Origin of the sequence: Aureispira sp. CCB-QB1, assembly GCF_000724545.1 — a bacterium.
In the GTDB taxonomy this organism is placed as follows: Bacteria; Bacteroidota; Bacteroidia; order Chitinophagales; family Saprospiraceae; genus Aureispira.
Genome location: NZ_JHBV01000001.1, coordinates 1 through 20790 on the forward strand (window position 1 = coordinate 1; position 20790 = coordinate 20790).

At 34.0% G+C, this 20790-nt stretch carries 17 protein-coding genes and 1 tRNA gene; 15 read left to right on the forward strand and 3 right to left on the reverse strand.

Annotation, left to right across the window (positions count from 1 at the left end; translation table 11 throughout):
• From CG11_RS00005 to CG11_RS00040, 8 genes are all read left to right on the forward strand, one after another.
• The coding region (locus tag CG11_RS00005) for a T9SS type A sorting domain-containing protein (RefSeq protein WP_052591859.1) at positions 1-486 on the forward strand (486 nt) is incomplete at its 5' end.
• A 686-nt stretch (positions 487-1172) separates the two neighbouring features.
• Positions 1173-3236 carry a histidine kinase gene (locus CG11_RS00010; protein ID WP_052591861.1) on the forward strand — a complete coding sequence of 688 codons (2064 nt, stop codon included), beginning with the start codon at positions 1173-1175 and terminating at the stop codon, positions 3234-3236.
• A 52-nt stretch (positions 3237-3288) separates the two neighbouring features.
• Positions 3289-4020, forward strand: coding sequence for a LytTR family DNA-binding domain-containing protein (locus CG11_RS00015; protein WP_052591862.1), 732 nt, complete (start codon positions 3289-3291; stop codon positions 4018-4020).
• Positions 4021-4156: 136 nt separating this feature from the next.
• Positions 4157-5266, forward strand: a complete 1110-nt coding sequence (locus tag CG11_RS00020; protein ID WP_052591864.1) for a hypothetical protein — start codon at positions 4157-4159, stop codon at positions 5264-5266.
• A 231-nt stretch (positions 5267-5497) separates the two neighbouring features.
• On the forward strand, positions 5498-6076 hold the full coding sequence (locus tag CG11_RS00025) for a TetR/AcrR family transcriptional regulator (protein ID WP_156039606.1): 579 nt from the start codon (positions 5498-5500) through the stop codon (positions 6074-6076).
• A 93-nt stretch (positions 6077-6169) separates the two neighbouring features.
• Positions 6170-6901 (forward strand): MBL fold metallo-hydrolase, encoded by a 732-nt coding sequence (locus CG11_RS00030; protein ID WP_052591868.1) that lies wholly within the window; start codon positions 6170-6172, stop codon positions 6899-6901.
• Between the two features lie 101 nt (positions 6902-7002).
• Entirely contained in the window at positions 7003-8079 is a 1077-nt protein-coding gene (rsgA, locus tag CG11_RS00035) for a ribosome small subunit-dependent GTPase A (protein ID WP_052591870.1), read from the forward strand.
• Positions 8080-8098: 19 nt separating this feature from the next.
• Positions 8099-9016 carry an alpha/beta fold hydrolase gene (locus tag CG11_RS00040; protein ID WP_052591871.1) on the forward strand — a complete coding sequence of 306 codons (918 nt, stop codon included), beginning with the start codon at positions 8099-8101 and terminating at the stop codon, positions 9014-9016.
• Between the two features lie 280 nt (positions 9017-9296).
• Here the strand turns inward: CG11_RS00040 and CG11_RS00050 are convergent, their stop codons facing one another.
• Complete coding sequence (locus CG11_RS00050; protein WP_052591873.1) at positions 9297-10577, reverse strand: SMI1/KNR4 family protein; 1281 nt, start codon at positions 10575-10577, stop codon at positions 9297-9299.
• Between the two features lie 335 nt (positions 10578-10912).
• On the opposite strand from CG11_RS00050, the gene CG11_RS00055 reads away from it, so the two are divergent.
• Positions 10913-11992, forward strand: coding sequence for a hypothetical protein (locus CG11_RS00055; protein ID WP_052591875.1), 1080 nt, complete (start codon positions 10913-10915; stop codon positions 11990-11992).
• Between the two features lie 652 nt (positions 11993-12644).
• Here the strand turns inward: CG11_RS00055 and CG11_RS00060 are convergent.
• Together CG11_RS00060 and glyA are read right to left on the reverse strand one after the other, a co-directional pair.
• Positions 12645-13388, reverse strand: coding sequence for a phosphatidylcholine/phosphatidylserine synthase (locus CG11_RS00060; RefSeq protein WP_052591876.1), 744 nt, complete (start codon positions 13386-13388; stop codon positions 12645-12647).
• A gap of 232 nt (positions 13389-13620) precedes the next feature.
• Complete coding sequence (gene glyA / locus CG11_RS00065; protein WP_052591878.1) at positions 13621-14931, reverse strand: serine hydroxymethyltransferase; 1311 nt, start codon at positions 14929-14931, stop codon at positions 13621-13623.
• A 382-nt stretch (positions 14932-15313) separates the two neighbouring features.
• Here glyA and CG11_RS00070 point away from each other — a divergent pair, with 382 nt between their 5' ends.
• From CG11_RS00070 to CG11_RS00095, 6 genes are all read left to right on the forward strand, one after another.
• Complete coding sequence (locus CG11_RS00070) at positions 15314-16063, forward strand: superoxide dismutase (RefSeq protein ID WP_081909407.1); 750 nt, start codon at positions 15314-15316, stop codon at positions 16061-16063.
• Positions 16064-16234: 171 nt separating this feature from the next.
• A complete protein-coding gene (locus CG11_RS00075; protein ID WP_052591880.1) occupies positions 16235-16696 on the forward strand; it encodes a GNAT family N-acetyltransferase in 462 nt (153 codons plus the stop codon).
• A 387-nt stretch (positions 16697-17083) separates the two neighbouring features.
• Positions 17084-18232 (forward strand): S1C family serine protease, encoded by a 1149-nt coding sequence (locus CG11_RS00080; RefSeq protein ID WP_052591882.1) that lies wholly within the window; start codon positions 17084-17086, stop codon positions 18230-18232.
• A 297-nt stretch (positions 18233-18529) separates the two neighbouring features.
• Positions 18530-19876, forward strand: a complete 1347-nt coding sequence (locus tag CG11_RS00085; RefSeq protein ID WP_052591883.1) for a sodium:solute symporter — start codon at positions 18530-18532, stop codon at positions 19874-19876.
• A gap of 106 nt (positions 19877-19982) precedes the next feature.
• A tRNA-Arg gene (locus tag CG11_RS00090) sits at positions 19983-20056 on the forward strand.
• Between the two features lie 204 nt (positions 20057-20260).
• Positions 20261-20737, forward strand: a complete 477-nt coding sequence (locus tag CG11_RS00095; protein ID WP_052591884.1) for an Arm DNA-binding domain-containing protein — start codon at positions 20261-20263, stop codon at positions 20735-20737.
• Positions 20738-20790: the final 53 nt, after the last annotated feature.

Here is a 20790-nt window from a genome sequence, read left to right on the forward strand (position 1 = left end):
GAGTTGAATAATGCAGGTTACGAAGTGGAACATGCACTGCCTAGTACTGGTGCACCAGAATTTAATCAAATTGGATATGTTAACGGAGCAGGAACAACGACTACAGCACAGTATTATGATTATAAAGTACCTAATTTAATACCAGGAGTGCATTACTTCCGATTAAAACAAGTAGATTTTGATGGGACGTCTACTTATACAGAAGTGCAATCGTTGACTGTAGAAACTCCCATTGTACAGAAATTATTTCCAACAGTATTACATAAAGAAAGCAATACGGTATACCTTCAGGTAGCAAAAGACGATCGTTATCAAATTGAAATTATAACCGCTTTGGGGCAAGTCGTAGCGTCTTATAATACAAGTATTGAGTCCAATGCTTACCATGAAATAGATTTTGATATAAATCGTTATGTATCGGGAATTTACTTTATCAAAGTAAGTAGTCGTTATGCTAGTTTTACAAGAAAAATACGAGTAGAGTAACCAAAGCAGTAGCTTAAAATATCGTGCTATTCTCGTTGTAATTAGAAAGCAATCTAAAGAGAAAAAACTCGTTAATATAAGTTTGCAAATCGGTAGGAAATTTTTTTTCTGCCGATTTTTTTTATTTAAGTAAGAGGTTAGAAAAAATAAGAACAAAAAATGGAATTATTCTTTTGCTAATCAAAGAAAAAAAGGAAGGCTTAGCGAGTTAAGACAAGCTTTTCTGATTGAAGAGTAGCGCAAAAAGAAGGCTGTTTTAGCTGCGCTGCTACTGTGTGGTACTTGTTGTTTTTTTGAACGATTACTTAATAGTCAATGAGTTGAGTCTAAATGTCCCAGTTATGCACCTTTTAGTAGCTTATAAAAAATATTTTTATAAATAAAACTTTAAAAAAAGTAGTAAATTAGGCTGTAAAAAGAGAATTTTAAAAAATTGAATAAACCTCAAAAATGATAAATAAAAATAAGGTTGTTAGTTTGCTATATAGCTGATAGTTAATAAGTTGTAGTTTTATTGTGTTTTGTGTTAAGCTTTTGATTATTAGGTTGGTATGAATGTACTTTTGTTAACTAAGATTGTTGAGTAGTACAAAGCAAAAGCCGAGTACCATATGCTAACACTGTCGTGTTTAATACAATATTTTTATGAGGTTTGAGTGTTACATTGTCCAAGAAATAAACTGTAAATGAAATATATACATTTAGGAGTCCTCTTGTTATTACAATTAAACTTGGGGGCACAATCTAAATTTAATGATACGGAGTATTTTCTAATTGATTCGTTAGAAACCATTCGTCTTTCGCAAAATGATTCTCTTGTGTTGGTGACAAGTATGGAGGCTTACCATAATTCAAAACACGATACTATCCGCTTGAAAGTATTGGAAGATTTGATTGATAATTGTTGGAACGAAGAGGTATGGCCTAGGTACAATGCTTTTTTGTTGGATCTTGCGCAAAAATTGGCTGCTCAGTATTCACCTAACTCTAGAGAATATCAAAAATGTATTTATTATAAAGGGATAGCTTATGGGAATAGGGGGTATTTTTATGACGAAGATGGTGATTACATAAATGCCAAGAAAGAATACTTAACGGCGCTAGATATTTTTACAGAAATTGATAATATACAAGGGCAGGGCAAAATATACAATGCTTTGGCTGGTATCAGTGAAAACCTAGGAGATATTCGAGAAGCAATTGACTACTATTCATTGGCTTTAAAATTAGCTGAGGCTTCTAAGGATTTGAGTGGAATTGCTAATGCTAGCTTAAACATTGGAAGTTTACATCTACAATTAGGAACTAGAAAAGAGGCGCTTAATTTTTTGCAAATTTCCTTGGATGCTGCTAGAGAAAATGATGATTTTAGAATAATTGGATCTGTTTTGGTTTCCGAAGGAAAAATTTTAGTCTTGGCAGATAGTTTGGAAGAAGCAGAGGAAAATTGTGTAGAAGCTCTGAAAAATTTTGATAAAGCTGGAGCAAAATTGGATGCTTTGCAGGTGCATTTACTAATGGGGGAGATTAAGGTAATACAGAAAGATTATGGTGGAGCCGAAACAGAATTTCAACATATTTTAGAAATAGCCAATATTTATGGCAGTTTGGAATATATTATTGTTGCTAACAACAGCTTAGCAGAGTTAAAATTAATCGAGGAGGACTATGACCTTGCAGAGAAGTATGCTTTAGAAAGCTATAAAATAGCTAAAACGCTTAATTTTTATAGTGGAATAGAGGCTGCTTCTGGGAAACTGACAAAAATCTATGAGGAAAAAAAATACTACCAAAAGGCAAACTATTTTTTAAATGAATATGCTAATACTCGAGATAGCTTAAGAATGAAATCGTTTGAACGAAAGATTTTTCAAGAATCGGCTAAATATGAATTTGAAAAAATAGCAAAAATAAAAGAAGTTGAACATCAAAATGAGATTTTGAGAACAGAGGTGGAGAAGAAACGACTTGGTTATATTGTATTGAGTGCCTTATTGATCTTATTGGTAGTGGTGGTGGCTTTGATGATTATTTATTCTAGAATGAAAGTTATCAGACAGCAAAAAATGGAACTGGATGCAGCTTATAGTGAATTGGAGGAAAGAAAAAATGATGAAATATTAGTATCCAATCTCAAAGCATTACAATCTCAAATGAATCCTCATTTTATCTTTAATGCCTTAAATTCTATTCAAACTTTGGTGTTAAAAGGTGATGTGGATAATTCTTATTCTTATATCAATAAGTTTGCAGATTTGGTGCGGCAAACTTTAATGTTTTCGGAAAGACCTTTGATCTCATTTGAAGAAGAAGTTGGATTGCTTGAAAATTATTTGACATTAGAAAAGTTAAGATTTAGAGATAATTTTAATTATAGCATCAAAACGAATCAGGTTGGAAATATAATGGTGCCCTCGATGTTGTTACAACCGCTGTTAGAAAATGCTTTGAAACATGGATTGTTGCACAAAAAATCAGATAAATTATTGACGATTGATTTTGAATTGGATGAGGTGCTAAAATGTACTATTGTTGACAATGGAATTGGTCGAAAAGCAGCCGAGCAAATTAATAAACGTCGGAACCAAAAACACCAATCATTTGCATTGGAGGCTCTAAGGAAAAGATTTGAATTTTTGAAACGAAAAATGAATGTAGAGAATATTGGATTTCATTACGAAGATCTTTATGAAGACAACCACGCTATAGGGACAAAAGTAGTGGTAATTATACCTTTTGTAAAGCAGTAGGAGCGTAAGAAGTCTATCAACGAATGACAGGAATCAAATAAGTAGGTGAATTATGAGCAAACTAAAAACAATAATTATTGACGATGAGGCTAGCGCACAAGAAAATCTTTGTCTATTAGCAGATCGTTTTTTACCTAATGTTAGCATAGTTGGGGTTTTTGATAATTTGATGGATGGTGTCGATTTTATTAAAAAAAATAAAATTGATTTGGTTTTCTTGGACGTAGATATGCCTAACTATGCTGGTTATGAAATTGTTAATTTTGTAGATTGTGAATCGTTTGAAATTATTTTTGTGACCGCTTATGATAAGTATGCTGTTAAAGCATTTGAGTTATCTGCTACGGATTATTTATTAAAACCTATTGATATTGATAGGTTAAAACAAGCCGTGCAGAAGGTGGAAAGAAATTATCAATTATTGAATGACTCAGAAGAATATCAAGCACTCAACAGGGGAGTAAATTTATCGTTTAAAAACAAAATTAAAATATTTAACAAGTTTATTGTACCTGCTTCAATTATTGCAATAGAAGCAGAAGGAGCTTATTCTAAAATTTACTTTGATGATGCAACCGATTATTTAGTCAGCAAAAGTTTGGGGCAGTTTGAAAAAGAGCTATCGGAATTTCAATTTTTTTTTAGAACACATAAGTCTTGGCTAGTTAATTTGAATCAAGTGGAAAGCTTAAACAATGGGGCTTATATTATTTATCTGAAAAACCAGATTAAAGCCAAAGTCTCTAGATACAAAATTCAAAAATTTAAAGCATTATTTAGCTAATGTTAATGTATCAATAGCCGATTAATAAGGTCTTTTGAGCCATTTATTAAGGAAAACTGCCATTGGTTAATTTGAGTTGAATGTTGATTTCTTTGAAGGTATCTTTGTTTCATTAATAATCCAAAACACAAGATTAATGAAACAATCAATTCTTTTAATTGCTGCCTTTTTAATGAGTTCAATGGTAGCAAATGCTCAATTTAAAAACCTTCTTAAAACAAAGGTCAAAGACAACATCAAAAACCTTTCAGGAGGAACAACAACTAAATCAAACCAGAAAACAGTCCAGCGCGTAACTTTAGAAGAGTTAAACGAAACTCCTTATAGTGATGAGGATCGAATCTTGATGAGTGATAATGGACCATTGATTTTTAAAGGAACGTACAGACAAGATTTTAAGGATGACATTGACTTTTCGGGTTTTTATTATTTAAACTCTTATGCCGTTGTTCCGCCTGCCAATCATTTTAGCCGAGATACCACAAAAGCTTATAGTGGCTTTTCTATAGAATATGCACAAGATAAGCATACAATGCAAATACATTGGTCTAACTCGGATGCCAATTATGCAATGATACCCGATCAGTATAAAACTTCTGCTGATAAGGGAAATGTGTTGTTTAAAATGGGAATGACAGGAGGACCAGAGTCTTATTTTAATGCTGAATGTTTGGTGTTAGAACCTGGGGTTATTCTTATCGGAGCTAATGTATACCGTAAAAATGACAAAGAGGGGCATGCATGGATGAATAATATAACTCCTGAGACATTTATTATTGCAGCTAAGGATACCTCAAAGTTCAAAGAGTATCAAGCGAACCCTACGTATACTTCTAAAGTTGTTTTTGAAAAGTTTGATGCTTTATGGGCGACATGGCAAAATCAAGAAATCAAAGAAGCCAAACCCTTGCCTTCAGAAGGAATGAAAATAACTCAGCTAAAAAATGATGCAACGGCACTGATCAAAAAAACGGCTCAGGCATATCATTGGAAAGAAGAAGTGCTCTATGCTTATATAAACTCCACAGATTGGGAAATCAAAAGACATCCTATAACTAATGTTCCACTCAAACGAATTGTTAAAGCTATCGTAGTGATGAAAACACCTCAAGGAAATTATAAAAGGGAAGGTTTTTACATTGCACAAAACTACACTGGTCATGAAAACTACGGAAAAACATACATGCTTTATAACGATCAAAGGATTTATTATGTCAATCCTAAAGATGCTTTCTTGTATAAGTAGTTGATAAGTGGGGGGCTGAAACTAACTAAGTCCCCCCACAAAGTAAAATTAAGAGGCGAACTACTTTGCTAGTTATTGCCTTTTACGTGGTTTCTGTTGTATCAAATGCCCCATAAATCACATTTGCTTTATTCCTAAAAGCTCTTAATAGAAATGATTGCTCAATGAACTTAATTCAATAAATGATTGTAATAAGTTTATGGGGCGTTGTAAGTCAGATAAGCAGAACTTATGTGGTTATTAAGTACTTGTAAATTGGGAGCATTTAGTATGAGAGAAATAGAAAAAAATTGGTTAGAAGCAGGGTATCAATATTTTGCTAATGAAGGACCAAAAGGACTGAAAATAGAACAATTATCAAGAAAAGTCGGCAAGAATAAATCCTCATTTTATCATTTGTTTGTTGACTTAGAAGTTTTTATAGATAGTTTGTTGAAATTTCATTTGAAGCAGGCTAAGATTATTTCAGAAAAAGAATCTAAGGCAGAAAGTGAGGAAGAACTCATAGCAATTATTTTAGAGCATAAGATAGACTTGTTATTCAATCGCCAATTGAGAATCCATCGAGAGCAATTAAGATTTGAAGAGTGTCTTAGACGTATTAGCCAGTTTTCTACTCAAGGGTTACTTCCTATCTGGAAGAACATCATTTCCTTATCAGAAAATACTTCTTTAGCTCTTATGATGTTGCATTTTGGGCTAGATAACTTTTACTTACAAATATCAATGGAGACCTTGAACGAATCATGGTTAAAGGCATACTTTTCGGATATTCGAAAAATGGTCGTGCTTTTTAAGCGAACATTTTAGACGGTAGCGTTTAAAATGTTACGTTTTTGAGCTGTATTTTTGTTGTGATATAAAAATAATTTCCAATAGTAGATAATTAGCCAAACCTACATTATGGTAACTATAAGTATAAGTGAAAAGAGAAACCCTATTCCACAACAAATAAGCATAGGAAAAGGGGCAACGTTAACTACTTGGGGAGCAATAAAAATCAATCAATCTCATTTTTTTCCATCAAGTTTTCAATTAAAAACAGATGACTTTGTTCTTTATATAGATCCTGTAGCTATCGAAACAACAGAGAAAGCTGATTTTATTTTAATTACTCATGCACATCCAGATCACTTCTCTATTAAGGATATCAAACAGTTACTAAAAAAAGATACCCATATCATTTGCACTGTGACAGTGTTTAAAAAGCTAAAAAACATTACTGATAAAATCCAAGTAATGAAGCCTAATGAGCAACTAAATTTTGAAACGCTTAACATCAATACTGTTTTTGCTTATAACACCAAACCTGTCTTTTTGTGGCTGAAAGCACATCCCAAATCGAAACAAAATGTAGGATATATACTTACATTAAAAAATGGAGTAAGAATCTATCATGCAGGTGATACAGATTATATTCCAGAAATAAAAAAATTAAATAAAATTGAAGTCACCTTGGTACCAATAGGAGGGGAGAAATTGACGATGGATGGAGAAGCAGCGGCAAAAATTGTAAATGAAATTCAACCTAAAATAGCTATTCCAATGCATTATGAAATCCACAATAATAAGGAACTGAGTCGATTCAAAAACCTAGTAAACAAGAAGATAAAGGTGGTTGAATTGGGGAAGTAGAAAAAAAATACTGACTACCAATCGTCTATTATGATTGTATAGAACTAATCGCATAACAAGGTGTACAATCAAATATAGCCACGTTGTTAAAATATAATTTTATGAAAAATAAAGCGTTAGGATATAAGGATTATCTTGATAAATTGAGGATAGAAAATAATAACTTTGGAGAATATGAAATTGGCCGAGTTATCGCTGAGCACAAAGAACGATATATTGTTAAGCATGAAAAAGGAGAATTTGAAGCTGAAATTACAGGCAAATTAAGATTTTCTGCGAATAGTCGAGAAGATTTTCCAGCCGTTGGAGATTGGGTGGCATTAATGAATGTGAGTGAAGGAGCTGATTTCGTAATTATACATAGCATTTTGCCAAGATTTTCGATTCTTTCAAGACAAGCAGTCAATAAGTTTGGAGAATTGCAAATTATTGCAACCAATATCGATTATGGATTAATTGTTCAATCAGTCAATAGAGATTTTAATGTTAATCGATTGGAACGCTACTTGACACTTTGTTATTCTTCTAAGATTGAACCAATCATTGTCATATCTAAAATTGATTTAGTAGATAAACAAACGTTGAGTGATTTATTAGAAAAAATAAGAAATAGAGTGGATAATGTTTCTATTGTTCCTGTGAGCAACGAAACGCAAGCTGGATTGAAGCATTTGGAGGCGTTTATGTATGAGGGCAAAACTTATTGCCTCTTGGGATCGTCAGGAGTAGGAAAGTCATCGTTGATAAACAGTTTAAGTGGAAAGCATTTGATGAATACAGGGACAATTGGCAATCATAGTGATAGAGGAAAACACGTAACAACACATCGGGAGTTAATTCAATTGCGAAACGGGGCTATACTTATTGATAATCCAGGTATGCGAGAAGTTGGTATTACAGATGCTTTGGATGGGCTGGAAAATACATTTGAAAAAATACAAAACTTAATACAAGATTGTAAATTCTCAAATTGTACGCATACTGCTGAGAAAGGCTGTGCTGTTCAGTTAGCGATACAAAGTGGAGCAATAGATGTGTCTTATTTTGAAAATTACTTAAAAATGGAGCGTGAACGAGAACATTATGAATCTACTGTTGCTGAAAAACGTAAAAAAGATAAAGATTTTGGAAAAATGATTAAACACTATAAAAAGAATAATAAGTTTGATAAGTATTAATACATACTAATGCAATGTTATGTCAAAACTAAAAAAAGGCAAGGATTACAAAGTGGCTTCTACAAAGTATGGGTTGGTACGATTTACAGAAATAGGTCCAAAGAATGGGGAGGTTATTCTATTCTCGACAGGGGGAGGAGCGAGCTTTATGTCTGTTCATGCTTTTGAGTGGTTGGTAGCAGAAGGTTTTAGAGTGATAGCAATCAATCGTCCTGGATATTTCGATTTGCCGATTAAAGACTCTTATACACTTGAAAGTCATGCAGATATTTATCATGAAGTAATTAACCATTTAGGAGTTAAGGATAAAATCCATGTTTTTGGAGTCTCCATGGGAGGCTTGTCAGCATTGTATTATGCACAAAAATATCCTACCCAATCCTTAGTTTTGTGGAGTTCTGTTTCTGGTAAATATTGTATTAATGAGCAAGCTGCAAACTCTGGACTGGGCAGACTGGTGCTATCGAAAAGTGGAAAAAATATTATTTCGTGGTTATTACTTACTTCCGCTAAATTGTTTCCCCAAAAAACAATTGAAACATTTCTAAAAACGGAAGCAGACTTGAATCGTCAAGAACGAATATTACTCGCAAAACAAATCGTTCAAAATCAGAGTCGTAAAAAAGAATTTATGACTTTTGTGAAATCTATGACTCCAATGGGGGCTTTGTACGAAGGTATGATGGATGAAGTCGCGAAAGCTGCGAATTTGCAAACGGTTGACTGGACCAATATAACTTGCCCAACTTTTGCAGTACATTCTATCGTTGATATAGATGTTTCGATAGAGCATGCTCAGCGACTTGAGAAAATGATACCTGCTATTAAAATGATGTATGTAAGAGCGGGGGGGCATTTTGTTTGGTGGGGAGAAGAAGGCGAGCAGGTGAAGCATGCTACTAAGGATTTTTTATTAAAAGCGACCTCTATACAGTAACCTCTCAACAATTAGCTTATGAAAGTTGCTCATATTTTGTTTTTGTTGTTGTTAATAAAACAAAGTAATTGCCAAGCTATCTCAGAGTTATTGAAGGTTGGAAATTCAAAAACCAAATGCATCATTGTTTCAAAGTTAAAAAAAGATAGGACTTGGGAAAGGGAAGAAAAAAAGTTCCGAAAACTCTTGAATTCGTATGCTATTCAGGTATAATTTTGCCAATTAGAGCCTTTTATATTTAGGTTCTAACTGGCAAAATTTAAGCAATTGAAAATTGTATTTAATTAGTTTCTACTAGTTTGGGGTGTTCTAGGAGAACTTTATTAAACACGGTAGGGACAACAGGAGGTGCCGTTGACATAAATTTGTTCCCCGTTTGTAGTTCTGTTGTCACATCAGTTGGATACAATACGGAGAAAACAGTCTTTCTTTGGCGATTGTTATGCTCTGTATGTATGCAAGCAACAAAAGGAGTCCAAGAATGATTGTGGTGTTCTTGGACAAAGGGGATTAAATCGGGATGAAAAGGGGGCTGTTGTATAAGTTTTTTTAATTCAGGCACAAGGCTTATAGCTCTTGCTAAAGTGCGCTTATCTTTCCATCCATCATAATCCTTAGCATTGGGAATACCCTCTGTAGGTTTGTATTTCAGTCCAATATCTAGGCGAGTTAGAGCGGTATTGAGATGGAAAAAAGAGACCAATTGTTCTTTTGTGCCATTTGAAAAACCAAAACCAGCTAAGATGATAGCAGCTTGCGCTTCAGTAATGCTTGCAAGGTCATCAAACAACTCTGAGAAAACAGCACCTTTAGTATTGGAATGCTTAGCGGCTCTTTCTTTACGACCAAAGGCTTTCATAATTGCATCAAAGTGTTTTGAAAACAATTTATTACCGTTGTATTCAAGCAATACACTATGGTCAATTGACTCAATTGCCTCAATCGAAACTTCAAAAGGTGTTCGCAACTTAGTAGATTCGTTGAGTCGCTCTAAAATATTACTAGCAGAACCTGCAAATTTATTACGGATACATTGTTCTAAATATTCTGAAAAAGAGTCCGCAATTTTGAGCGCCTCACCGTCATTGCTCCAGTCGTAAATAGTTTGTTCCCCTGTTTTGTCTATAAATAAAAATGTTCCTTTGGAATCTTGTGTTCCTTCGAAAAAGATTGCTTCTCCTTTTGTTTTCCATTTAGCACCATTTTGATCTAGAAGTGGCAGTTCTTTAGCCACTTTTCCCGTGGTGCTAAAACAGGGCAAGCTAAAAAATCCTGTTTTTTGATTGACAATTTTTTTCCCATTCTCTTGTAGGTGATGGAAATAGATGCCTTGAATCGTCTGTTCGTCCAAAAAAGACCAAGCATAATATATACCATTGATTTGGCGGAAAAAGGCAGCCATATCACTTGGTAACTTTTGAATCCACTTTTCAGATAATGATTCATTAAAAGAGGTACGAATATCAACAGAAACATCTGCTCTTTGCGCTAATTTACCTAACGTAATTAGTACTTTATGAGCCAATGAAAGTGGGGGATTTTCTGTGATGTTTGATTGCATAAATAATGATTTTATAGTTTTAATAAATTAATTTTAAAAGAAATAATTATATCAAGCAATGTTGCTAATAATTAAAAAAAGCCAACTAGTTATCGCTGTTGAGTTTGTTATTGTCAAAATACTTGATAAATAGAGGGTAATAGCTATTGTTAAAAATTGCTATGCCAGACATGATTAAGGCTGGTGGTTTTGTATTTATTTTTTAAATGTATAACTTTTTTGTTATTTAACCTCTAGTATAACTATTTTTTTAAACCAAAAAGTTAATTTTTGTTTAATACACCTCCAAGGCAATTACTTTGTAACTTGATAAACTATTAAAAATAGAATTTGACATGAATCGATTAATATATAGTGTGCCATTGATGATTTTGTTGACACTAACGTTTTATTCAGCAACAGAGCAGAATGAAGCTAGAAAGTTGAAATTTGAATTGCAAGCAAAGGAAATGCACCTTCAAGCTTTGCAACAAAAAATAGATAGTTTAGCCCTCTTGACCAATTTTCCAAACCTAGCGTTGGATATTTATTCATGTCCTCTTGCTCCATCAATTATAAAAGGGAATGAGTTTCGTTCAGAGATTGGTCTAAAAATTCTGAGTGGTATCACCATTCATCAAATAAAGGTCAATGATGAAGAGATTCCCTTAAAAGAGGGGATAGGAACATTTAAGACAACTCCTAAATTCATTGGTCAGAGAGCGTATACCGCGCAGGTTATTTATGAAAATCCTATCTCGAAAACAGTTGATACATTAGAAAAAAGGTTTCTATTTGAAACTAAAGATAAAATGACCTCTATCTCCTCACAAAACAATAGAATTTTATATCGATATCAATTGAATAAATTGGATTTCGTGTCTAATGAATTTCCTTTTTGGATGCTAAGAGCAAATGCCCGTAATCAAGCTGGAAATCCTGTGAAACTAGAAAAGCGAAGTGGTAATATGGGGGCTTGGTCTATTCTTCCTAGTCAAGAAGATACGATTGTTCGTGTAGAGTTGATACATGCCCAATCTCGACAACAAGTCGGCTCTCCAGTTTCATTTTATATACGAGAATTAAAGAATTTACCAACTTTTCCTTCTCTTTCAAATATATTTACAGAGCAAAAAACGAGGTATATAAAAGCTGATACGATGAGGATTCAGAAAAAACTATACTCAAGCTTGAGCCCGTATGATTTTCAATCTACTTGTTATACATGGCAATGTAGTGTAGATTATACCCCTAAAGGAGGAAAAACAAGGACGTTTTATGTGAAACAAGGAGGAGATTTTGAAGGTGAATTACTCAAAATTATTCAGCAAACAAAAGTAGGAGATACGTTTAGATTTTATAATGCAGAGTCTAAATGTTATGCCGTAAACCATGCTTTTAACAAAACAGTGGATGTTCTTTACGAGGTTAATTAACAGTTATTTTATAAACTTGGCTTCATAAACAATAGTTCGTTGAAAAACTTTATTAGTTTGATAATCAGCAAGTTGCACTTTTGTTGCGTTTTGTGTTAAAATTCTGATTATCAAACTAATATAAATGTGCTTTTTTATCTTTTGGGTAAAAAAGTAAAAAATCAACGAACTACTAATAAAACAACATTATGAGTAATCGAGAGGTATTCAAACAGAAAAACCACCTCATTACAGGTGGCTTGAACTCATCATTACAAATGAGAAAGACTCATAGAATTCATTAGGGTACAAAAAAATAGGGTAGGTTTAGTTCTTTATTTTTTGCAAAAGTTTAGCTTGGTTTTCATGGTATTTGCAAGTAATAAAGGTTCTAAAATTTAGTCAGTTTCGGAGTTTAGTTTTGTTAGTAACCTTATAAGGGGACTGAACGAAATATTTTATATTATTTTGTTCTAATTGGTTAATACAAATATAAATCAAAGCTGCACAGAAAGCAAGCCTAAAATACGAAAGGTGCATTTCAACTAATGAAAGTGACGTTTCAACTAATGAAAGTTACATTTGGGTAAACGAAGTGAATGAGATTCTATAGGAGGAAAAACAACATGAGATGACAAAGTAAGGACATTATTGGGCAAGAAGAGTGCATATTCTAAAATTCTCTTTTTTCTCTTTTCAACATTCCACCCATCCACAATACAATTGAAATTAAAATGTAAAATAAAATAATCAAACTTAATGCGGCTCCAAACTTAAACAAGCAAAAACACAGTATAGAAACAACAATAAAGGAGACTCTAATTTTGTTCCCTTTAAGTTCTAAGGATTTAAATTTAAAACTAAACATAGGGATTTCTGCAATTAAAAGATACGATAATATAGCAGAAGTACTATATAGAAAGACCTCGTTAAGCACAACATTTCGCATCCCATATAAATTTCCTAACGTAATCAATAATAAACCAAGTACAAAGATAGTGCAAGCTGGAGTATTAAGCCCAACAAATCCTTCTGTTTGTCTAGTATCTAAGTTAAATTTTGCCAATCGAATACAAGAAAATAAGGTGACTAAGAAGCCAACTAATCCAACCAATGTAGACGTGTCTCCAAAATCTATTCCTGCTATTCCGTTTGCTTGATTAATCAAATAATACAACATTGCTCCTGGAACAACCCCAAACGATACCATATCTGCTAATGAGTCTAGTTCTCTTCCCATAGGAGAATTTACTTTGAGTAAACGTGCCAAAAGTCCATCAAAATAATCAGCTAATAAACTTACCGCAATGAAAAAAGGAACCATCTCTAATTGATTGGTAAAGATACTAATCAAAGCCAAACAACCACACAATAGGTTGGACAAAGTAACAGTATTGGGAATGTGTTTTTTTATCATAATTATTTTTGTTTAGCACAATTTCATAGCAATAAAACAAAATTAGTTGTCGACCAATAAGTTTGTTTTATTGGTTGGTATGAATTGGAAAGATAGCATTACATTTAAATTCCTGCGATTATAAGCTAATCTAGGACGAAAAAGTGGCAATCAATAAATTGCTTATTTATGATAATAGCTCGCTATACGCACTAGTATAGCGAACTATTTAATCAACGCAATTCTTTGATACTTACATAATATTTTCAACAATCATTTCTGCCTCATTGGAGGCAAATAATGGAAAGTTAGCCATATATTCGTTGATCTCAGAACGGACTTGGCTAATCGTATCTTCATCATTGATATTTGTTAGCACACGGTCTATCCACTCAACAGTTTTTAGACAATCAGCTTCTTTGAAGCCACGTGTAGTAATAGCCGAAGTTCCAACACGCATTCCCGAAGTAACAAAAGGAGATTCCGTGTCAAAAGGAACCATATTTTTATTTACTGTAATATCTGCTTTGATCAAGGTGTTTTCAGCATCTTTTCCAGTAACACCTTTCGCTCTTAAGTCCAACAACATCAAATGATTTTCTGTTCCACCAGAAATGACTTTGTACCCTTTTTCAACAAAAGCATTTGCCATTACTTGAGCGTTGGCAATCACTTGTTTTTGATAATTGATAAACTCAGGTTGCAATGCTTCGTGAAATGCTACTGCTTTGGCCGCAATAATATGCTCTAAAGGTCCCCCTTGTATTCCAGGAAAGACAGCTCCATTGAGCAATGTGCTAATCTTCTTAAGATTGCCACTTTTCTTCCAACGAACGTTAAACGGATTTTCAATATCTTTACCTGCCAAAATCATCCCTCCTCTAGGACCTCTTAACGTTTTGTGTGTCGTAGTAGTAACAACATGACAATATTCTAAGGGATTTTTTAGCAAACCTGCTGCGATTAATCCCGCAGGGTGCGCCATATCACACCATAGAAAAGCACCAACTTCGTCAGCAATCTCTCTAAAACGCTCGTATTCCCATTCTCTAGAGTAAGCCGATGCCCCACAAACAATCATCTGAGGGCGTTCTTTTTTCGCAATTTCAGCTACTCGATCCATGTTAATACGCCCTGTTTCTTCTTCAACACCATAAAAGAAAGGCTGGTAAATTTTTCCAGAGAAGTTAGCAGGAGAGCCATGTGTCAAATGTCCTCCATGTGCCAAATCAAACCCTAATACTTTATCGCCAGGGTTTAATGCCATCAAATAAACTGCTGCATTGGCTTGAGCACCTGAATGAGGTTGTACATTTGCATATTCAGCCCCATACAATTCGCAAGCTCTATCAATTGCCAACTGTTCGATTTTGTCGACGACTTCACAACCACCATAATATCGTTTCCCAGGATATCCTTCAGCATATTTATTAGTTAAACAAGTGCCCATTGTTTCCATGACTTGCTTACTAACAATATTTTCAGAAGCAATTAATTCAATTCCCGCACTTTGGCGATTCCATTCTTCCTTAATTAAGTTTTGAATTTTGTTGTCTTTTAACATTCGTTAGCTCTTCTGAGTAGTTTTTATTGGTTCTTTGAAAATATAGTTTATTTATATATTGTGTTTTTAATTATTAGATACAAATAAACTACTATGATGAATTGGTTAATATGGTTACATAGCTGACCGCTTAAAGGTACAAAAACTGCTTTCAACTTTTTAATAAATCTTCATGTAACTTAGCTTTTCGTTATTGCCCAAACATTGAGAGACATTTAGCAGCTAATTCTAAAATTTATTTCATAAACTAAAACACAATTCAATCTTTCTTTGTTTTAGTTTCATATTTTTATATCCTTCGCTATCTTTAGTGATCGAAATTGCTTGGAAAGTAAATTGATTCATTGATAAAGATATTTACCATACTAATCTATACCTAATTATGAAAAAACGCGAATTTTTAAGAACTAGTGCCATGCTAACAATGGGGGCTTTTATGGCTCCATTAGTAGGATGTGATAACAATACACCTGATCAAGAACAAGAAACACCTAAGGAGAAAGAGCCTGAAAAAACGACGGTTTTTGAATTGCCAGAGTTGGGCTATGCATTCGATGCCTTAGAGCCTCATATTGATGCTCGAACAATGGAAATTCATCATGACAAACATCATGCGGGATATACCAAGAAATTTAACAAGGCATTAGAAGGCTCTCAATGGGCAGGAAAATCATTGAAGGAAATTTTGGCAGGAATTCAAGATAATGAGACAGATTTAGGGCTTCGTAATAACGGTGGTGGTTACTATAACCATAGCTTATTTTGGAAAGTAATTGGCCCTAACAAAGGTGGTGAACCTACTGGTGATTTGGCAGATGCCATCACACAATCTTTTGGTACATTTGAAAACTTCTCCAACGAATTTAAAGATGCTGCCAAAACGCGATTTGGTTCTGGATGGGCTTGGTTGATTCAAGAACCTAGTGGCAAATTGGCGGTGACAGATACCGCCAACCAAGACAATCCGTTGATGTCTAATATAGTCGGACAAGTAGGGACGCCCATACTTGGTTTGGATGTATGGGAACATGCTTACTATTTAAATTATCAAAATAGAAGAGGGGATTATATCAATGCCTTTTTTAACTTAATCAACTGGGAAGAAGTTGCCAAAAATTTAGCAGCGATCTAATCAACGACCACGAAGTAGCAGCGCAGCTAACTACTAATTTAAACAACTAGTTTCCGAATTTTAGGAACTAAAAACCTACCTAAGCAGTTTCGTCTAGGTAGGTTTTTCTTTTTATTATAATCCACGATTACAGTGTAAAAGCGTAGTTAAGGATTCAACTTTAGATATATTATGATTACTATAGAAACATATACACTTGAACACAAAGCAGCTTGCTTATCTATTTTTAAAAGTAATATGCCGAAATATTTCTTGTTGGAGGAATTTAATGATTTTGATAAATGGTTGGAGAAACAAGCGTTGGATGGTCGTTACTTTGTTGCTTTGAAAGATCATCAAGTAGTTGCTTGTGGCGGTTATTTTTATGACGATGAGCGGAATAAAGCGGGACTATCGTGGGGAATGGTTGAGGCGCAATTACACGGAACAGGTATTGGTAGCCAATTGACTACTTTCCGAATAAAAAAAATGAAGGCAGAGTTTCCTGGGCATATTTATATGATAGATACCTCGCAGCACACGGCTCCCTTTTATGAGAAAATGGGTTTTGTTACCAAGGAGGTCACACCAAACGGCTTTGGAGAAGGATTGGATAAATATTATATGGAAATAAGCCCCAATTTGCCGACCTAATTCTTAAAAATTCTTAACATTTTGAGCAGCAATAATGAATGGGATAAAAGAATAAAGTACTAGAGAATGCTATTTTTATTTCTGATAATGAGTGTTTTGTGTCTTTGTGTTTTGCTAGTGCCAATAGTACACGATGAACTAAAAAATATCATTTTACGCTAACAAACTTAAAATCTTGTTAATCTCATATAGAAAAACAACTCTGATTTAAAAAGTGGCGTTTATAGTAGTGTAATTCAAAAAGAATACGCTAGTAAAATAATAGTTGGTGAATTGAAATTGTTTGTAATCATAGTTTAAAACCGACAAACAATTGTCCGATAACTTATTTTGTTTCAGCGTATACAAGAACGTTAATACTACATACACACAATAAATAGGAGATATATGAAAAATAACTTAGTTTCTTTAGTTTTAGCTAGTGCTATGGGAGGTGCTATGGCATTGGGAGGTTCCTATCTACTAAATCCTCCAACAGATGTACAAACCATTCAAGTTTCGACAGAACAACAACCTGTTGTACAACAACCAGCAGCACAGAAATTGGTGCACAACCAAGGAACGTTAGGGCGTCCTGAAAGTTTTGCTGATGCGGCTGACCGTGCTATGCCCGCTGTTGTTAATATTACATCAATTACGGAACACCGAGCTAGAAATGAAAGAGAACGAAGGTATTACCAGTTTTTTGGCAGTCCAGGTCCCTCCAAATCTACAGGATCGGGGGTTATTATTAGCGAAAAAGGTTATATCGTTACCAATAATCATGTTATTAAGGATGCTACCAAAGTAGATGTCTTGTTAAGTGATAATAGAAAGTTTGAGGCAGAAGTAATGGGGACAGATCCTTCTACAGATCTCGCTGTCCTAAAAATTACAGGAGATAATTTACCTGTTATTGACTTAGCTAATTCTGATGAAGCAAGGGTAGGAGAATGGGTGTTAGCAATCGGAAATCCATTTGAGTTGAGCTCAACAGTCACCGCAGGAATTATTAGTGCCAAAGGAAGAGATATTAGTATCCTAAATGGACAATACAGCATTGAGTCTTTTATTCAAACGGATGCTGCTGTCAATCCAGGAAATAGCGGTGGTGCATTGGTGAATGCTGATGGCAAATTAATTGGGATCAATACAGCAATCTATGCACCTTCTGGAACCTATGCTGGTTATTCTTTTGCAGTGCCTATTAATTTAGTAAAAAAAGTCATGCAAGACCTAATAGATCATGGTGAAGTAAAACGAGCGTTTTTAGGTATTATGATTCAAAGTGTGGATAGTGATATGGCTAAAGAGTTAGATTTGGCTGTAACAGAAGGGGTCTATGTCAGTGAATTGATAGAAGGAGGAGCTGCGATTCAGTCTGAATTAAATACAGGAGATGTTATTACAAGAATCAATGGAATTCAAACTTCCTCTGTTCCTAAATTGCAAGAACAAATTGGAAGTAAAAATCCAGGAGATGACATTGTTGTAACGGTCAATCGAAGAGGGCAGCCCAAAGATATTGTTGTCAAATTAAAAACAAGAGAAGAATAATGGAGTTATTAGACGTTAATTATTGATTGACAAAATTAGTGTCTAATAGCACAGTGTTCAACTGTATTATAAAAATATAAAGAATTATAGTGTTTTAGGAAGGTTCTTAATGTTGTGCGCAGTCTGTGGTGGGCTGCGCATTTTTTTGTCTAATTAGAATAAATTAGATACATTTGTGCGTTATCAATTGATCGTTTGTTATTTTTTTAGTTTTTACAAAAACTAATTCTGATTGTTAAGCCAATACAATTTACAATAGACGAACGAATCAATAATATTCCCTATAAAAACACGACAATGGAAATCTATATTTTTATCAGTATATATGTCATTCTAATTATTGGTATTTCCTATTTTTACTCCAAAAATGGCTCTGATGAAGACTATTTAATTTCTGGAAGAGATCGCAATGAATTTAATATTTTAGCCTCTAAATTTGCAGGTGCTGTAGGAGTTAGTACATTTATTACTTACACTAGTTACACCTATAAATTTGGTCCTTGGGGCGTTATTCCATTAATTTTAGGAGTAGTAGTGGGATATAGCGTCTTTGCCTTTTGGGCAGCTCCTAAAATAAAACAATTTTCTACGATTGGGCAGCAATTTTATACCCAAGGAGATCTAGTGCGTTTTATCACCAACAACAATACGACTAGTTTGCTAACTAATGGGATTACTATTAGTATACAGTTTTTTTGGATTCTATTATCGTTAGTTGGGGGAGCAAAAGTAATCGCCTATTTTGATTTACTCACTTACGAAGTAGCTCTAATTTTTACGGCCTCTATTGTACTTCTGTACATTCTTTTCTCTGGATTTAAGGCTGTTATTATCACAGATGTATTTCAAAGCATTATTATTCTAATTTTATTAGGAATTATTGTGTACAGTGTCTTATCCAACGATCAGTTTTCGATTCCTGAATTAATCGCAACTCCACCTTTAGAGCCTGTAAAGACTAAAGATATTATTGGGTTGATGCTTTATGGAAGTTTGTCGGTATTTGGTTTGGCAGATCGTTATCAACTTTGTTATGCTGCGAAGGACGTTCAAGCTGCCAAACGCGGAATGAGTTGGGCGCTTATTCCCATTATAATCATTGTTTTTTTACTAATGTTTGTTGGATTGTCCGCACTAAAACAAAATAATGCGTTGGATTATGATAATGCCTTTATATATGCCATGCAAAACTTGCTGTCGCCGAGTTTTTACCCTGTTTTATTAGTGTTGTTTTTTGCAGGACTTATGAGTTCTGCCGATACAAACATTTTTGCGGTAGCTTCTCATACTAGTTTAACACTAGCTCCTAATGCTCCCAACAAAGTACAAAATACACGTTGGATTACCGTTTTGGTAGTATTGCTTGCAACAGGGATTGCTTTTGTTTGGCAAAGTATTGTTGATATTACCATCGTTGGTGCGGCTATGCGAATTACAATTGCTATTCCTATGATTTATATCATTAGCAGAGGGAATAACACTGGACGCTTTATTGCTTGTACCTTGGGAGGTGTGTTGGGATTAATGGTTGGCTTAATCCTATTTGGTGCTCAGCCTAGCATTGTATTGTTAGTACTTTTAGGGGCTATATTAGGACTCCTATATAAGAGTGAAAATGATGCGCTCTTTTGGGGAAATAGATGATTTGATATGAATCAAACTAAAAATCAAATTAATTCTACTCTAAAAGAACTCTAATTTGACTATTTTTGTATCTTTGCTAACCATCTTCTTTATATAGAAGTTACTTGCCTGCATAGCTCAACTGGATAGAGTGTTGGTTTCCGGAGCCAAAGGTTACAGGTTCGAATCCTGTTGTGGGCACTAAAAAGAATGTTTTTTATAAACATTCATAGCTCTGAAAGCTAGTGTTAATCGCCGTTTCCGCTTACTTTTAGGCTTTTGTTTTCTAAATGGGTTACATTCCATTTACATCCATATACACTGTTTTTTTGTACTATTTTTGTACCCATTTTTGTTACCCTCAGGATGAGTCGTGTGATTTTTAATCTTTTAAAAATTAAAATCATGATTCATTTTTCGCTTGTGCACAACCGAAAAAACAAACTTCGTAAAAACGGAACTGCACTCATTCAGATCAAAGCTTATTTGGATGGACAAAACAAATTCTTCTCTACTGGTATTTACATTCCTCCTACTCAATGGAGCAAAAAGCTTCAGCGTGTTGTTGGACATTCCAATGCTATTGCACTAAACAACGAAATTAGGCGGCAAATTGATAAAATGGAAATGTTCGCCTTGGAGCAAACCAAAATACAAGGCTCTGTTTCCTTGGAGCAGCTCGTTGTCCTTAGTCGATATAAAAACATCAACTCCTTTACAGAGTTCTATGAGTATGAAATGACCAATAGCACTACTCTAGCTAAAGAAACTAAGAAGAAACAAAAGACAGCTCTCAATTATTGGAAACGTTTTAGAACGGATGTTAAATTTTCTGAATTAACTTATAACCTGTGCCGTGTACCCCAAAAACAGAACCATTAGTTAAGTAAATAAAAAAGCTTAAATTAGAGGTATGAAAAAAAGAAAATTTACTG

Excerpts from the sequence above, each read along its gene's own strand:
- CG11_RS00010 (WP_052591861.1), top strand. The coding sequence starts at position 1,173 with ATGAAATATATACATTTAGGAGTCCTCTTGTTATTACAATTAAACTTG.
- CG11_RS00015 (WP_052591862.1), top strand. The coding sequence starts at position 3,289 with ATGAGCAAACTAAAAACAATAATTATTGACGATGAGGCTAGCGCACAA.
- CG11_RS00020 (WP_052591864.1), top strand. The coding sequence starts at position 4,157 with ATGAAACAATCAATTCTTTTAATTGCTGCCTTTTTAATGAGTTCAATG.
- CG11_RS00025 (WP_156039606.1), top strand. The coding sequence starts at position 5,498 with ATGTGGTTATTAAGTACTTGTAAATTGGGAGCATTTAGTATGAGAGAA.
- CG11_RS00030 (WP_052591868.1), top strand. The coding sequence starts at position 6,170 with ATGGTAACTATAAGTATAAGTGAAAAGAGAAACCCTATTCCACAACAA.
- rsgA (WP_052591870.1), top strand. The coding sequence starts at position 7,003 with ATGAAAAATAAAGCGTTAGGATATAAGGATTATCTTGATAAATTGAGG.
- CG11_RS00040 (WP_052591871.1), top strand. The coding sequence starts at position 8,099 with ATGTCAAAACTAAAAAAAGGCAAGGATTACAAAGTGGCTTCTACAAAG.
- CG11_RS00050 (WP_052591873.1), bottom strand. The coding sequence starts at position 10,577 with ATGCAATCAAACATCACAGAAAATCCCCCACTTTCATTGGCTCATAAA.
- CG11_RS00055 (WP_052591875.1), top strand. The coding sequence starts at position 10,913 with ATGAATCGATTAATATATAGTGTGCCATTGATGATTTTGTTGACACTA.
- CG11_RS00060 (WP_052591876.1), bottom strand. The coding sequence starts at position 13,388 with ATGATAAAAAAACACATTCCCAATACTGTTACTTTGTCCAACCTATTG.
- glyA (WP_052591878.1), bottom strand. The coding sequence starts at position 14,931 with ATGTTAAAAGACAACAAAATTCAAAACTTAATTAAGGAAGAATGGAAT.
- CG11_RS00070 (WP_081909407.1), top strand. The coding sequence starts at position 15,314 with ATGAAAAAACGCGAATTTTTAAGAACTAGTGCCATGCTAACAATGGGG.
- CG11_RS00075 (WP_052591880.1), top strand. The coding sequence starts at position 16,235 with ATGATTACTATAGAAACATATACACTTGAACACAAAGCAGCTTGCTTA.
- CG11_RS00080 (WP_052591882.1), top strand. The coding sequence starts at position 17,084 with ATGAAAAATAACTTAGTTTCTTTAGTTTTAGCTAGTGCTATGGGAGGT.
- CG11_RS00085 (WP_052591883.1), top strand. The coding sequence starts at position 18,530 with ATGGAAATCTATATTTTTATCAGTATATATGTCATTCTAATTATTGGT.
- CG11_RS00095 (WP_052591884.1), top strand. The coding sequence starts at position 20,261 with ATGATTCATTTTTCGCTTGTGCACAACCGAAAAAACAAACTTCGTAAA.